The 15,219-nt window shown below is 70.7% G+C and carries 10 protein-coding genes and 2 pseudogenes; 6 read left to right on the top strand and 6 right to left on the bottom strand.

What is annotated here, in order from left to right; all coding sequences use genetic code 11:
• Complete coding sequence (locus ACFZBU_RS40880; protein ID WP_391588854.1) at positions 1 to 5,229, bottom strand: SDR family NAD(P)-dependent oxidoreductase; 5,229 nt, start codon at positions 5,227 to 5,229, stop codon at positions 1 to 3.
• Positions 5,230 to 6,154: 925 nt separating this feature from the next.
• Here ACFZBU_RS40880 and ACFZBU_RS40875 point away from each other — a divergent pair.
• Both ACFZBU_RS40875 and ACFZBU_RS40870 read left to right on the top strand, forming a co-directional pair.
• Positions 6,155 to 7,024, top strand: coding sequence for a SigB/SigF/SigG family RNA polymerase sigma factor (locus ACFZBU_RS40875; RefSeq protein WP_391588853.1), 870 nt, complete (start codon positions 6,155 to 6,157; stop codon positions 7,022 to 7,024).
• 184 nt (positions 7,025 to 7,208) lie between these two features.
• Complete coding sequence (locus tag ACFZBU_RS40870) at positions 7,209 to 8,426, top strand: phosphatidylserine/phosphatidylglycerophosphate/cardiolipin synthase family protein (RefSeq protein ID WP_391588852.1); 1,218 nt, start codon at positions 7,209 to 7,211, stop codon at positions 8,424 to 8,426.
• Positions 8,427 to 8,953: 527 nt separating this feature from the next.
• Here the strand turns inward: ACFZBU_RS40870 and ACFZBU_RS40865 are convergent.
• From ACFZBU_RS40865 to ACFZBU_RS40855, 3 genes are all read right to left on the bottom strand, one after another.
• Positions 8,954 to 9,376 (bottom strand): hypothetical protein, encoded by a 423-nt coding sequence (locus tag ACFZBU_RS40865; protein ID WP_391588851.1) that lies wholly within the window; start codon positions 9,374 to 9,376, stop codon positions 8,954 to 8,956.
• Between the two features lie 321 nt (positions 9,377 to 9,697).
• Complete coding sequence (locus tag ACFZBU_RS40860) at positions 9,698 to 10,351, bottom strand: OmpA family protein (RefSeq protein WP_391588850.1); 654 nt, start codon at positions 10,349 to 10,351, stop codon at positions 9,698 to 9,700.
• The gene (locus ACFZBU_RS40855; protein ID WP_391588849.1) at positions 10,348 to 10,710 is read right to left on the bottom strand and encodes a hypothetical protein; all 363 of its coding nucleotides are present in this window, start codon (positions 10,708 to 10,710) and stop codon (positions 10,348 to 10,350) included. Before ACFZBU_RS40855 ends, ACFZBU_RS40860 begins: the two co-directional genes overlap by 4 nt.
• An 866-nt stretch (positions 10,711 to 11,576) precedes the next feature.
• On the opposite strand from ACFZBU_RS40855, the gene ACFZBU_RS40850 reads away from it, so the two are divergent.
• On the top strand, positions 11,577 to 11,720 hold the full coding sequence (locus tag ACFZBU_RS40850; protein ID WP_391588947.1) for a LuxR C-terminal-related transcriptional regulator: 144 nt from the start codon (positions 11,577 to 11,579) through the stop codon (positions 11,718 to 11,720).
• A 351-nt stretch (positions 11,721 to 12,071) separates the two neighbouring features.
• On the opposite strand, the gene ACFZBU_RS40845 is transcribed toward ACFZBU_RS40850, so the two are convergent.
• A complete protein-coding gene (locus ACFZBU_RS40845; protein ID WP_391588848.1) occupies positions 12,072 to 12,542 on the bottom strand; it encodes a Crp/Fnr family transcriptional regulator in 471 nt (156 codons plus the stop codon).
• A gap of 10 nt (positions 12,543 to 12,552) precedes the next feature.
• Positions 12,553 to 13,254: a CBS domain-containing protein gene (locus ACFZBU_RS40840; protein ID WP_391588847.1), complete on the bottom strand. Its 702-nt coding sequence runs from the start codon at positions 13,252 to 13,254 to the stop codon at positions 12,553 to 12,555.
• Between the two features lie 146 nt (positions 13,255 to 13,400).
• On the opposite strand from ACFZBU_RS40840, the pseudogene ACFZBU_RS40835 reads away from it, so the two are divergent.
• From ACFZBU_RS40835 to ACFZBU_RS40825, 3 genes and pseudogenes are all read left to right on the top strand, one after another.
• Positions 13,401 to 13,487 (top strand): annotated as a pseudogene (locus tag ACFZBU_RS40835) (DNA-binding response regulator); the annotation flags it as partial.
• A 149-nt stretch (positions 13,488 to 13,636) separates the two neighbouring features.
• The gene (locus tag ACFZBU_RS40830) at positions 13,637 to 14,680 is read left to right on the top strand and encodes a zinc-dependent alcohol dehydrogenase family protein (RefSeq protein WP_391588846.1); all 1,044 of its coding nucleotides are present in this window, start codon (positions 13,637 to 13,639) and stop codon (positions 14,678 to 14,680) included.
• 72 nt (positions 14,681 to 14,752) lie between these two features.
• A pseudogene (locus ACFZBU_RS40825) lies at positions 14,753 to 15,190 on the top strand (PEP-utilizing enzyme); the annotation flags it as partial.
• Positions 15,191 to 15,219 lie beyond the last annotated feature (29 nt).

Raw genomic sequence — 15,219 nt, 5'->3', positions numbered from 1 at the left:
TCAGTGGCCCTCCGGGGTGACGCGCAGCCCCATGGCGTCGAGGAGCGTGTCGGTGAGGGCGGCGGCGCTGGGTTTGACCCAGATGACGCCGGGTTTGAGTGCGAAGCCCAGGGCCTGTTGGAGGCGCTGCTGCAACTGGACGGCGCCGAGGGAGTCCAGGCCGAGGATGACCATGCTGGTGTGCGGGCCGATGTGGCGGCTGGTGCCGCCGAGTAGTTCGCGGACGGTCTCGGTGATGAACGACTCCAGGATTTCCCGACGTTCCGCGATGCCGTCGGCGGTCAGGAGTCGGTCGCGTACCGCGGTGGTGTCGTCGTCGGTTTCCTCGCCGGCCAGGAGTGGGGCGAGGAGGGTGGAGGAGCGCAGGGCCGGGTAGGGCGCGATCCATCGGGCGATGTCCAGCGGTGAGTAGGCGACGTGCCGGTGGCCGGCAGCCAGGATGCGCTCCAGGGCGTCGATGCCGTCGGCGGGGCTGATGGTGAGGAAGCCTCGGTCCGCCAGGTGTTGTCCGCGGCCGACCTCGCTCCACGCACCCCAGTGGATGCCGGTGGCGGGTAGGCCGTGGTCGAGGCGCAGGGTCACCAGGCCGTCGAGGAAGGCGTTGGCCGCGGCGTAGGCGGCCTGTCCGGGGGCGCCGATCAAGGAGGCGACGGAGGAGTAGAGGACGAAGTGGTCGAGTTCCGTCTCCGCGGTGGCCCGATGAAGGACCCAGGCGCCCTCGGCCTTGCCGCGCCAGACCCGTGCGAGGGTTTCGTCGTCGAGGTTGGTGAGGGTGGCGTCCGCCACGACTCCGGCGGCGTGGAAGACGCCGCGCAGCGCGTGGCCCGTGCCGCCGGCCGCCGCGAGTGCCCGGGCGGCCACGGTGGGATCGCCGATGTCACCGCGGACGATCGTGACGTCGGTGCCCGCCGTGCGCAGGGTGTGCAGACGGGCTTCGGTGTCGGTGGAGGGTGCGGAACGTCCGCTGATGACGATCCGGCTCGCTCCGCTCCTTGCGAGCCATTCGACCGTGAGCAGGCCGAGGCCGCCCGATCCCCCGGTGACGAGGTAGGCCGCGCCGGGCCGTATCGGCGGTTGGGTCCTCGGAGCGGTGGCGGTGCGGCCGGGGCCGGCGAGTACCTGCGTGATGTGGCGTCCGGCGGGGGACAGTGTGATCTCCGTGAGCGCTTGCCGCGTGTCGAGCAGTTCGTCGACGACGCCGGTGTACGAGGCCCCGTCCGCCGTGAAGTCCACGGTGCCGGCGCTGAGTTCGGGATGCTCGTAGGCCACGGAGCGGAGCAGTCCGCGGATGGCGGCGGCAGCCGTCGACATGCGGCCCGCGCCGTTCAGGATCCACAGCCGGGGCGGGGGGTCCCACGAGGTGAGCCGGCGTACGAGAGCGACAGTTCGGGAGACCAGGATGCGGGCGGCCTCGGCGGCCGGGCCCCCTTGCTCGTCGCCCACGGCCAGGGCGACTCCCGTGCAGGGGGCCGGTGCGGCCGGGTCGGCGAGGGCGGCGGCGAGGGGAAGCAGACGACAACCCGCCGTCTGCTTCCCCAGTTCCCGGGCGAGTTCGGCGGGCCAGACGCTCTCGTCTGTGGTGAGTACGGTCCAGGTGCCGTCGGTGGCGCGGGATCGCTCCGCGGGTGTGGAGGCAAGAACCTGTGCCTGGTGGAGGAGCCGGGCGGTGAATCGTTCTTCGGGCGGGGTGACGTTGGCGACGCGCAGGCCGCTGATCACGGCGACGACAGTGCCGTCCGCGGTGGCCAGCCGGGCGGAGGCCGTACACCCCAGATCGTCCGCGGTGTGTACTCGGATGGCGGCCGTGCGGGTGTGGGCCGTCGGTCCGTAGACTCGTACTTCGTCGAATCCCGCGACCACCACCGGGCCCGGGGCGAGGGTGTAATGGGCGAGCCACGCCGAGACGGCGGTCTGTACCACCTGGTCGGCGAGGGCCGGGTGCAGGGACATCGTCCACGCGGAGACCCGGGCGCTGTCGTGGGTGTGCAGTGTGGACAGGGCCAGGTCTTCGGTGGGGTGCACTCGGATGCGGTCGATCGCCGAGAAGGCCGGGCCGTGGAAGACGTTGTGCCGGTCGCGGAAGGTGCGGTGGAGCGCGGCGACGTCGCTGTCGCGCCACCGTTGGGGATCCGACTCGGTCGCGGTCAGCGGCGCGGGCCGATCGTGTTCGGGCAGTGGCCGCACGGTGCCGCCGGCGTGCACGGTGACGCCGTCGTCGCCGGTGGTCAGGATCTCGACGAACGCGGTGCCGTTGTCGGCGTCGTGGATCAGCCGGGTGGTGACCTGCGGCTCGGAATCGAGCACGAGCGGGCTCAGCATGCGCACGTCCGAGGCAGCGATCCGATCCGTGCCGAACGTGCGGGCGCCGGCGGCCAGCATCATCTCCACCATGCCGGTGCCGGGCAGCACCGGCACGTCGGCCACCGCGTGGTCCGCGAGCCAGGGCAGCAGTCGCGGCCCTAACGGGGTCTGCCACAAGTGGCGTGCGGGGGCGTCCGGGTCGCGGACGTGGCCGCCCAGCAAGGGGTGCTGGGTCGCTCCCGGCAGCGCGGGAGCGACCAGACGGTAGGCGGGCTCGTCACCACCGTGGCGGGTGCGATGCCAGTCGGTGACGGGCACGTCGACGAGGTTTCCGTCGCGGTAGTGGGTGCCGAAATCGATGCCGTCGTAGCCGGCCGCGTGCAGGGCGCCGAGGTTGCCCAGAAACGCGTCCTGGTCGTCCGTGCCCTGTCGCAGGCTGCCGACAGCGACGGTATCGAAAGCCCCGTCCGCCCCGGCGACGTCCAGGATCGGGCGTACCGCGAGGGGGTGGGCGGTGCACTCGACGAACAGCCGGTGTCCGGCTGCGAGCGCGGCGGAGACGGCCGTGTGGAAGCGCACCGGATCACGCTGGTTGCGCACCCAGTACGCGCTGTCCACGACGCCCGGTTCCAGCGGGTCGGGCGACACGGTGGAATAGAAGGGGATCCGCGGGCGGGCCTCGGGCACATCGGCAAGTGCCGTGTGCAGTGCGGCGAGAATGGGATCGACCTGCGAGGAGTGCGAGGCGACCTCCACGTCGATCAACTTCGCCACCACCGCGTCCGCCTCCCACCGCTGCACCAGGGAGGCGATCTGCGCGGCGTCGCCGGAGACGACCGTGATGCCGGGCGAGGTCAGCACTCCCAGGCTCACTCCATCCGCTCCCGCCGCGTCGAGCGCCGCCCGAACCCGATCGGCGCCGAGCATCACGGAGGCCATGGTCCCGCCGGAGATCGTGGCCAGCAGCGCGGAGCGGCGGCAGATCACCTTCACACCGTCGCGCGGATGCAGGCCGCCCGCAACCACCATGGCGGCGACCTCGCCCAGGGACTGGCCGATCACGGCGCGGGGTTCGATCCCCCAGGACCGCCAGACCGCGGCGAGCGCCACCTGGACGCCGAAGAGCACGGGCTGGATACGCTGCAACCCGACCAACCGCTCGGAATGTTCGACCATTTCGCGCAGCGAGAATCCGGCCTCCGCCTCGATCAGTGGCTCCAGCTCGTCGATGGCCGTGGCGAACACCGGCTCGCTCGCCAGCAGCCCTCGGCACATGCCGGGCCGCTGTGAACCCTGACCGGTGAAGACGAATACCGGACCCGAGTGCTCGGGCGGCAGCAGTGGTGAACCCCAGACCACCCCGTCCATTGCCTCCTGGGCCACGAAAGCGCGGGCACGAGACGCCAGTTGCCGGTGATCCCGCGCGACGACCGCCAGCCGGTGCTCCGCGTGCGAACGTCGCTGGGCCAGGGTATGTGCCACGTCCAGCGGCTTCGTGTGCGCGCCGGGGCCCTCGGCCCAGGCGACGAGGCGAGAGGCGGCACGGGCCAGGGACTGCGAAGAATTGCCCGACACCGCGAACAACCCGGCCCGCCCCGCGACGGGCGCGGGCTCGCAGGATCGGGGATGCGGAACGGGGGCGGATTCCAACACCACATGGGCGTTGGTGCCGGTCACACCGTACGAGCACACGGCCGCCAGCCGCACCGCACCGTCCACCGGCCAGCGAGTGAGCTCGGTCGGCACGAAGAGCCGGGAGCCCTCGTCCCGCGAAATGGCGGGATTCCATTCCTCGAAGGTGGCGTTGGGTGGGATGGCCGCGCGGCGTAGGGACTCCACGGCTTTGATGGCTCCCGCGATACCCGACACGGGTTCCGAGTGTCCGATATTCGTCTTTATGGAACCCAGGGCGCACCGGCCCCGGCCGCGTCCGTAGACGGCGTTGACAGAGGTGTACTCGATCGGATCGCCGACCATGGTCCCCGGACCGTGGGCCTCCACCAGCCCGACCTCGCCCGGGTCGATCCCCGCCTGGGCGACCGCCTCGCGGAACAATCGCTCCTGCATCCGGGCGGAGGGCGCGGTGAGGCGGCCGGCCTGACCGTCGTTGTTGACCGCGCTGCCCCGAATGACGGCCAGCACCCGGTCCCCGCTGCGCCGGGCGTCGGCCAACCGTTTCAGGACGAGCACGCCTGCGCCCTCGCCCCGTACGTAGCCGTCGGCCCGCGAATCGAAGGCGAAGCACCCGCCGGCCGCAGACAACAACAAGGGGGCTTCGTAGTAGTGCGTCTCGGGCGAGAGCATCAGCAGCACCGCCCCGGCCAGCGCGGTGTCGCACTCGCCCAACGTGAGTGCCCCGCACGCGCTGTCCAGGGCCACGAGACCCGAGGAGCAGTGTGTGCTGACCACCATCACCGGGCCGCGCAGATCCATCGAGAACGCCACCCGGCCCGCCGCGCCGGCGGTGAAGTTTCCGAACAGATAGGGACTGTTGGGAGCGTCCTCGACCGGTCGGGCCTCTCGGAAGAGGTTGTCCGGCGCGTAGGTGCCCATGTACACGCCGGTGCGCGAGCCACGCATCGTATCCATCGGCACCCCGGCATGCTCGACGGCCTGCCAGGCCACCTCCATCAGCACCCGGAACTGCGGGTCCACCCAACGTTGTTCCATCGGCGCGACGGAGAAGGCCCCGGGGTCCCATGCCCACACGTCCCCCTCCAGGAAGCAGCCGTGCCCTGCTCGCGTCGCCGACTCCGGGTCGTGCAGGGCCGCCAGCTTTCCGGCATCCCACCGGTCCATCGGCACCGGGCCCGCCGTCTGTCGACCCGCGGCCGCCAGATCCCACAGCCCTGCCGCGCTCTCCACACGGCCGGGGAACCGGCAACCGATGCCGATGATCGCGATCGGTTCACGCTCTGATGCGGACATGGCGGTCCGTCCTATTGACGATCGCGGTGCTGTGACTCCGGGGAATGGCCGGAGCGAACCGGCCGTCCAGGGCCGGTCGCGCTCCAGCGTTGTCGTAGTGCTCGTGCCGCCCGACGAGCGCACGAAGGCAGCAGACTGGCAAGACCGCAGTCATGGGCACCTTTCAGGATCCGAGCGGAAGGACACTGGCGGCAGGGCGCGCGGGAGGCGCAGATGGGCGACAAGGGGACACCGGGGGCGACTTTGGGAGCGCACGCTGTGCGGCGCCCGCGTGCGCCCCGACGGAGTCGGGAAGAAGCCGGGCGAGATCGTGATCCGCGACGGCCGATGTGTGGCCACCCTTGAACTTCGCACTCATGGGCACGGACATGGGCCTGTCGGTCGATTTGTACGACGAGCAGTTCGGACCCGGCGACCGGGTGGCCTGCGCGGGCCCGGGCGACAGCGCCGGTCCGTCGTGGCACCCGCCGCCGGACGAGACAACGACGACGTCGAGGCATGATCTTCCTCACAGGCACGTGGGTACACGGGCGACGATGTTCAGGGCCGACCTCGACAGACGGGCCCGGGCACGGAACGACCCGCTCGCGTCCTCGTCCCGACGGTCCACGAGCGCGGGATCGGAGCAGAAGCCCACGAAGCCACCGCAGGGGCCGTGAACTGCCCGTTCGTGCACCATCGGTGATCTTTTCCGGAGGCCGACGCCGTCGTGACCGCACACCTGCCCGGCGGCCCGCGCCCCGACGTCACCGATCGAGTGATCGGCGCTCGGTGCCGTGCACGCCGCACCGGATGTCGACCCCGACGGGACGAGGTACGCGTCACTGCCGGAGGCGGGGAATCCGACCCCGAACGGGTGTACGTCCCGCGGCATGGGGCACAATGCTGCGGCCCACAGCCGGCCCGAAAGCAGGAGGACGCCGACATGAACCGCACCGCCGCGACCGCCTTCCCGGCCCCCGACGCGACCGCGACCGCCGCCGAGGGCAGCGCGTTCGCCGATCTGCCGATCGTCGACGACCCGGGCGGTGCTTCGGCGGCCGACGCGCGGGCGATGTCGAAGGTGCTGTTCGAGCGGCTGCGGGTGCTGGAGGAGGGCACGCACGAGTACCAGTACGTGCGCAACACCCTGATCGAACTCAACATCCCCCTGGTCCGCTTCGTCGCCGGACGCTTCCGCTCTCGCCCGGAGACCATGGAGGAGATGGTCCAGGTCGGCACGATCGGCCTGATCAAGGCCATCGATCGCTTCGACCCCTCCTACGACGTCGAGTTCCCCACCTTCGCCGTCCCCACCATCTCCGGCGAGATCAAGCGCTTCTTCCGCGACACCTCCTGGGCCGTGCACGTCCCGCGCCGCCTGCAGGAACTGCGCCTGGAACTGGCCAGGGCCCGCGACGCGTTCGCCGCCGAACACGACCGCGAACCCACGTCGGCCGAACTCGCCCACCGGCTCGGCATCGGCGTCGAGGAAGTCGTCGAAGGCCTCGCCGCCGCCGCGGGCTACACGGCCGCCTCCCTCGACGCCCCGGCCACGGACGACGGCCCCACCGAGGTCCACGCCTCGCGCGCCTCGTTCGTCGACCCCGGATACGACCTCGCCGAGAACCTGCACGCCCTCAAGCCGCTGATCGCCGCCCTGCCGCAGCGCGAGCGCGACATCCTGTCCATGCGCTTCGGCCAGGACCTGACCCAGTCCCAGATCGGCGAGCGCCTGGGCATCTCCCAGATGCACGTCTCCCGCCTCCTGGCCCGCACCCTGACCGGACTGCGCACCCGACTCCTCGCCGACTGAACCCGATCGAGGAACGTGGCCCCGGGGCACGACCGCGTCGCCTCGATCGCGACCGCGTGTGGCGGACCCTCCCACGCACCGCATCGGCCGAGTCGTTCCGATGAACCCGGGCACCACCGCCCCGCTGCTGATCTGTCCGCGGATGACCGAAGCGCTCGCCATCCCAACCGTCGGAAGGTGCCGCATGAGCACTCGGGAGAACACCGAACACGCCGACGGCACCGACGCGACGGCCCGGGGCGATGTACCGGCCCGCAAGCAGCGCCTGCGTCGGCGGCTGGAGCGCCTGCTGGGCATGGCGGCCACCGAAGGCAACGAGCTCGTACCGTTGCGCAACGGTGATGCGATCTTCCCCGCCATGCTCGACGCGATACGCGGCGCCGAGCACACCATCGACATGATGACCTTCGTGTACTGGCGGGGTCGGATCGCCCGCGACTTCGCCGCCGCGCTCGCCGACCGGGCCAGGGCCGGCGTGCGAGTGAGACTGCTCCTCGACGGCTTCGGCGCCAAGGAGATCGAGCGAGACCTCCTCGACGTCATGGACGACGCCGGCGTCCAAGTGGCCTGGTTCCGCAAACCGTTGTGGCTGTCGCCCTTCAAACAGAACCACCGCTGCCACCGCAAGGCCCTCGTCGTCGACGAGCACACCGCCTTCACCGGCGGCGTCGGCATCGCCCAGGAATGGTGCGGTGACGCCCGCAACCCCGACGAGTGGCGCGACACCCACGTCAAGGTCCGCGGCCCGGCCGTGGACGGGATCGCCGCCGCGTTCGCACAGAACTGGGCCGAATGCCACGACGAACTCTTCGACGACCGTGACCGCTTCACCGGACACGACCAGGTCGGGACCTCGATCGTCCAGGTCGTACGCGGCTCGGCCGGCGTCGGATGGCAGGACATGCAGACCCTCATCCGCGTCATGCTCACCTCCGCCGAGCAACGTTTCCGCCTGGCCACCGCCTACTTCGCCCCGGACACCTACTTCGTCGACCTGCTGTGCGCCACCGCCCGCCGCGGCGTCACGGTGGAAATCCTGCTCCCCGGCCCGCACACCGACCAACGTGCCTGCCAACTCGCCGGCCGGCACCACTACAGCCGACTCCTCGAAGCGGGCGTGTCCATCCGCGAATACCAGCCGACCATGATGCACGCCAAGATCATGACCGTGGACGGGGTGGCGTCGCTGATCGGCTCGACCAACTTCAACCGCCGCTCCATGGACCACGACGAGGAAGTCATGCTCGCCGTCCTGGACGAGACCTTCACCGCGGAACTGGACCGGGACTACGACGCGGACCTCCAACGCAGCGTCACCATCGACCCGGCCCGCTGGCAGCGTCGGCCCGCCGGGCAGCGCCTGCGGGAGACGGCGGTCCTCCCCATCAGACGGTTCCTGTAGCCCCGGGTGGTTCGGTTCCACTGCTTGGCCGCGAGTTCGACGGCGGCCGAGACCTGGTTCCCGAACGCGGTGGGGTAGGGCATCGTGACCGAAAGCCGTTTGCCGTTCCTGGCCCAGTGCCCGTCCGGCTTCTTCCATCCCGCGGCGGTGAGCGCGGCTGCGGACGGGTCGTGCGGTGGGGTGTTGGCGGTCCCGTGGATCGTGCCATGGACGGGGCACGTCCTCGAAGGGCGGCGGATACGCCAGTGGTCGATCACGCTGGGCAGGGCCGGAAACCCCGGTCTCGTCGTCCCGGACGAAGAACCGACCGAACCTTTGCACGCCTCCAACGCCCGACATCGGGTGGCGTGCGTGCCCGCTCGTCAGGCCGTCAGACACGTCGCGCGCCGACCCATCCGCCCGTGACCTCATCAACTTCCCTGGACCGTCGAGGAGTCGGCTGTCCGAGCCGGGCTCGCGAACCGGGCCCGGTCCCGGGATTCACATGGGGGACGCGGCGACGGGGCGTCCGGGGTTCCGGTGGTGCCTCAGGGGGCCGAGCCGCAACCGCCGCCGCTGATGCAGGCTCGGAAGGTGAGTCCGCTCAGGTGTTGGTAGTCCTTGTTGAAGGGCTCCCCGTGGGCGTTGTCGCCCTGGGTCGCGGCGTCCACCGGCCCCCAGTTCCAACTGGTCGATTTGGCCTGCAGGATCAAGTGCTTTTGGTCGCGCCTGCCGTCGTGGTACTTGCCCCAGTAGGAGCCGTAGAAGCCGACACCCTGGGCGTGCTTGGTCCAGGTCCAGCAGATCTCGATGGAGCCGGTGCCGTTCGGGGCGTACAGGGTGGCGCATTTCTCGCCCGGGGCGAACGGAGCGAGGTCCGGCCGGTCCGAAGCCGCCTGTGCCGGTACGACGGCCGTGGCCGTCACAACGGCGCCGAGCAGCGTTGTGGTCAGTAAGGGACGAAGGCGCATGGCGCTCCTCCAGTTGCGAGTCGAGGTGTCTGCCTGTCGGCTCTCTCAGCCTCGTGGGGACCCTCGGCCTACGACAAGGCCGGATCGCCGTCCCGGACAACACCCGCCCGTTCCGGGGCCATTTCCCCTGGTCGGAGGCACTGCCTCGGTCGTGTCCCGGACAGCGTCGAAACAACCGGGACAGGGCCGGCGGACTTCACGTGCCGGTATATCGATCCTCGGCCGCGGCCGGCCCCGCTTCGGCATGCAGGGGTTACAGCTTCACTCTCGACGCGGTGGGAATTCCCCCGCACACGCTGCGCCGCAACGGCGGCTGACGGGTCATCCGCGCGGGTGGACGATTTCCACGCGGCGATTCTTCTTCCGGCCTTCCTCGGTGCCGTTGTCGGCAACGGGGTCCCTTTCACCCAATCCGCGAACATCGAAGGACACGGCCGAGCCCAGGACCCCGACCAGAACCGCGTGCACCGCGTCGGCGCGCTGTCGCGACAGCACGTCTCCGTGCGCGGACGAGCCGAGGTTGTCGGTGTAGCCGAGTACGGTCACCTTGGCGGGATTCGACTTCCTGATCTCTTCGGCCAGGGCGGTGATTCGCGTCTTGGCCGTGTCGCTCAGCACGGCACTGTCCTTGCCGAACAGTACCTCGGCTTGAAGCGCGACCCGGACATCGGTGTTGGTCTCCTGGCGGCGCTCTTCACCGCCTTCGTCCTCGACGATCCGACCGATGTCAAGGACTCGGCCGGGTACAAGGGTTGCCCCTGCGCTCAGTTTCAGATCGGGGTCGGCCGCGTCGATCCGGACGGGCGGCACGGTCGATATCGTTGTGCCCGGCGGCGGGGTCGGGACATCGACGGCGACGGCGATGCCGGCGCCGAGGAGCGACGTGCCGGCCACGAGCGCAAGGCCGGCGGTGGTACGGCCCGCAATGAACGAGGCACCACGCGGAATCCGCAGGCGAGTCATCGACATCCTCATCCGGAGATCCTCAGTGAGGCGGTGGCGAAGTTCGGCAGCGTGAAGTCGACCTCGGTCGTTGCGGCCGGAGGTGCCGGGAACTGCATGAAGACGGGGATCGATTCCCCCGGCGTCAGTGCGGTGAGCTTGTTGGTGCACAAGCACTGTCCGTCGGTATCGCGCAGGATGTAGTAGCGCTTCCTGCCGGCTTTGTCGACCAGGGTCGCTCCGCCCACCGAGTTGAGATTTCGGTTCTGGATGACGGTCTCGGTGCCGGACCACGCGGCGGGGTTCAGGGCACTGGGGCCCTTGTTGGTGAGCACGCCCTGGACCGTGACGAACCCGCCGGAGTCCCGCAGCACCTGTTTGACGACCAACACAGCCCCTCCGGCGCCCCTGATTTCGGCGAGCTCGGCGTTCGGGTCGACCGGCTTCCCTGCGGCGGTACCCGCCGGAGCGTTGTCCGCCGGAGTGCTGCCCGCCGCAGCCGACCGGCTGAGCGGCGAATCCGCGCCCTTACTCGCGCCCGAATCGCCGTCGCCGCTGCACCCTGTGACGACGAGAGCCGACGCCACGGCCGTCACCACAACCGTCACCGTCATTCTTCGAGGACGGGAGGGTCCTGCCTTCATGGATTTCATCCTTACTCGTCGCGTGCCGCGTCCCGCCGATCGCCCGACGCAGGACGTGATCGTCGGTCCGCAGGGCAGTGATCCGTCGCATGATCGATTTCCGCGAAGCGGTGCCGGGCAAGACAGTAGATCGACTTCGAGACGGTGAACGGAGTGAGGGACCCTCGTCGTCGGCATCGAGGGACCCGCAGGTGGAGTCGGACCCGCCGGTACCGGTCCTCCCGGATGCGCCGGCCCGGCCGTCCCGCCTCGACGCGAACGTCGCACGCATGACGACCGAGGGACTTCGGCGCATCGTCGTAGGCGGAGTCACCTACTGTTGGCGCACCACGTCCGCCTGGGTCGCTCGGGCGCCGCTCCCGACAAGCGGACTCGGCTGGGGCGTCCGGATGGGCTCGGGAACGCCCCTGTGTGCTCGAGCAGATCCGCGGTCGGGACCTGATCGCCGCCGTGCGCACGGTCGCCGCCGGACAGTCGCTGCTCGACCCCGCGATGACCACGCGCGTTCTGGAACGGGTGCGTAACGGACCGGCGGCGCAACCGGGCCCGACCGGGCTCAGCGAGCGCGAACAACAGGTCCTGGACCACATCGCCCAGGGACGGCCAATCGCGAGATCGCCGAAAGCCTGGGCCTGGCGGAGAAGACGGTCAAGAACTACGTCTCGGCGGTACTGAACAAGCTCGGCCTCGAACGCCGGGTCCAGGCGGCGGTGTACGTGACCGAGTTGCACCAGGGCAACGAACGACACCAGACCTGAGACCGGCGGTTGCGCAACGCACACACCGATGTCCCCAGGGCCGCCGTCGGCCCGGGGACATCGGTGGTTCAACGTGTGGGGCCTCTCGTCCATCACCGGTACCGGAACTGACCGAGGACGCCGCGATGATCGACGAACTGGCCTCCTTCGCCGCGGGGTTGGGCAATGTCGAACGTGTCGATGTGCTGCCCTTCCACAAGCTCGGCGCCACCACGGCGCGCGTGGGCGTGACCGGGACACCGCACGCACACCGAGGGCCGCCGGGCCCGGTGGATCGAGCACGATTCGGGCCGCGCCCTCCCGAGCAGGCCGCAGGCCCCGGACACCGATGGGTTCCGGAGCCTGCGGTTCTCAGCCTTGCGTGGAGTCGTGGTGTGCCGAACCGTGTGGTCCGTACAGGTCCAGCAGTCGCAGTCGGCTTGCCTGGAGTCGGCCGGCGATCACCTGTGCGCATGCGAGGGTGATCGCTCGTCCGAAGTCGGGGTCGCGTTCGCATTCGGCCCGCACCGCGCTCGCGTCGAACTCGACGGCCCGGACGGCACCGACGGCTCGGCCGCCCAGGTGCCATCGGTAGGGCGGGAACAGCCAGCTCCATCCGACGAGTTCACCTGCGCCCAGCGTCTCCACGGTCGCCGCGTGGCCGCCGGGGACGTGCACGTCCAGGCACACGGCGCCGCCTTCGAGGAGCCAGAAGGTGCGCGCCGGTTGGTCCTCCTCGAACATGCGGGTGCCCGACTCGAAGGTGACCGGTCGGCCGAAGGCCAGCAGACGGTCCAGGTGTTCCTTGGGAATGCGGCCGATGCGGCCGGAGACGTGGAACACGGTGTCCTCCTCAGCGGCCGGGCGAGCGGCGACCGAAGTGCGCCGGGCCGGGCCTGATGTGGCTGTCGTCGAAGTCGAAGGTCAGGGTGTGCGTCACGTTCTCGACGCCGTCGACGGCGCGGCACAGCCGCACCACGATGTCGATGAGGCTGCGGTTGTCGACCGTCCCGGACAACCGCACCACGGCGTCGCGCACGTGCACCTCGATCGTGCCGGGCTCCAGCCACAGCGCCTCGCGCAGGACGTCGTGCTCGATCTCGGTGCGGATGTCCTCGTCGGGGCGCAGGAAGGTGCGCAGCAGGTCGCAGCGGCTGACGATGCCGACCAGGCGACCGTCGGTGTCGACCACCGGGAGGCGCTTGACGTGGTGGCGGTCCATCAGACGAGCGCCGCGGAGTGTGCCGGAGGTGGGTTCCACACTCACCACGGGGGTGGTCATCAGTTCGCGCGCGGTGTGGCCCTCGTCCTTGGTGTGTCGGTTCGCGAGTCGGCGCAGGCCCGGCACGCGGTGGGCGTCCTCGGCCTTCTCCACCTGGGCGCGGAGCAGGTCCGCCTCCGAGACGATGCCCAGGATGCGCCGTTCGTCGTCGACGACCGGCAGGGCGCTGATGCGTCGGGCGTCCAGCGCGGTGACGATGTCCCGGAACTCGGTGTCGGGGCCGACGGTGGCGACGTCACGGGTCATGACGTCCTCGATCCTGCGGTGCAACATGCGAACCCCCTGGTCGATATGCGGCGCCTCGCGCCGAAGGTGTCGACGACGACGTGTTCGGCCGGACACCACGAGCCTGTCGCCGATCCGGGAACCGGGACAGGGCCGCGTTGCCCGCCCCACCGGGCCGAACGGCCCGGTGCCCACCCGCGCCGTGCCCCGACGTCGCGGTTTTGGACGGGCGGTTGCCGGACGGCAGCGGGGTCGACGTGTGCCGCGCGGTCCGGGAGAAGGGCCCCAGGCCCGCCTTGACGGTCGCCCCCGGGACGCCTGGTGTCGGTCGGCCCCTTCGACCGGGCCGCTCGGCCCTATGGCGACCGTGCGGACAGCGTGACCCTGAAGACGGAAAGCGTTACCGCTCACCTTCGGAAAGGCGGACGCCATGAAGGCCCTGACCTACCACGGCGCCGGACAGCATCGCTGGGAGGACGTGCCCACCCCCACCGTCCGGGACCCCCAGGACGCGGTGATCCGCGTGGACGCCGTCACCATCTGCGGCACCGACCTGCACATCCTCAAGGGCGACGTGCCCGAGGTGGAACCGGGCCGGGTCCTCGGCCACGAGGCCGTCGGCACGGTCACCGAAGTCGGCGCTGGCGTACGCGACTTCACCCCCGGCGACCGCGTGCTCATCTCGTGCATCTCCTCGTGCGGGCGCTGCCGCAACTGCCGCACCGGTGCCTACGGACAGTGCTCCGGCGGCGGTGGCTGGGTGCTGGGCCACCTCATCGACGGCACCCAGGCCGAATACGTCCGGGTGCCCTTCGCGGACACCTCCCTGTACAAGCTTCCGGAGATGGTCGGCGACGAGGAGGCCCTGATGCTCGCCGACATCCTGCCCACCTCCTACGAGGTCGGCGTCCGCAACGGACACGTGCGCCCCGGCGACACGGTGGTCGTCGTGGGAGCCGGGCCCATCGGACTGGCCGCCATCACGACCGCCCGCCTCTTCGGCCCCTCGCGCGTCGTCGCCGTGGACCCATCGCCCGCGCGCCGCGACGCCGCCAAGGGCTTCGGCGCCGACGTCGTCCTCGACCTCCCCGAGGCCACTGCCGAGGCTCTGGGTTCGCTCACCATGGACGGCCGGGCCGCGCACGTGGCCATCGAGGCCGTCGGCGTGCCCGAGTCCTTCGAACTGTGCACCCGCCTGGTTCGCCCCGGCGGACACGTCGCGAACGTCGGCGTACACGGCAAACCGGCCACCCTGCACCTCGAAGACCTGTGGATCCGCAACCTCACCATCACCACCGGCCTGGTCGACACCACCAGCACACCGCTGCTCCTGGACCTGCTCGCCGAGGGCCGACTCGGCACCGACGGGATGATCACCCACCGGTTCGGCCTCGACGAGATGCTCGCCGCCTACGACACCTTCTCCCGCGCGGCGGAGACCGGCGCGCTCAAGGTCGCCCTCTTCCGCCGCTGAACCGCCCTGTCCCAGCCACGTTCCACGAGATCCGAGGAGGATCCCGACGCGGACCCCGACACCCCGGTCCCGGCGCAGGGCGTACCGGCCTCGTCCGGAGCGGCGGGCGGCGCCGTCGTCTTCGACGTCGCCGAGGCGGTCCGCCGTGCCGAGGCCGGCGAGCACGTGGTCCTGGTCCGCCACGAGACCAGCCCCGACGACCTGCCCGGCATGATCGCCGCGGAGGCCGTGCCCACCGGCCGCGGCGGCAAGACCAGCCACGCGGCGGTGGTCGCCCGCGGCATGGGCGAGGTGTGCGTGTGCGGAGCGGCCGAACCGCGCATCGGCGTTTGCGGAGAACACGCCGGCGACCCCGACTCGATCCACTTCTTCCACGAGTGCGGCGTCGACTACGTCTCCTGCTCGCCCTACCGCCTCCCCGGCGCCCGCCTGGAGGCCGCCCGGGCCACGATCGCGGCCCGCGACGGCAATCCCGGCGAGCCCGCGCGCCCGCAACCGAACCCGGACTGAGCAGCACCGATGACCGTGCGAAGCGACGC

Source organism: Embleya sp. NPDC008237, from assembly GCF_042956465.1.
Classification (GTDB): Bacteria; Actinomycetota; Actinomycetes; order Streptomycetales; family Streptomycetaceae; genus Embleya.
This window is presented reverse-complemented; position numbering and strand designations above follow the sequence as displayed.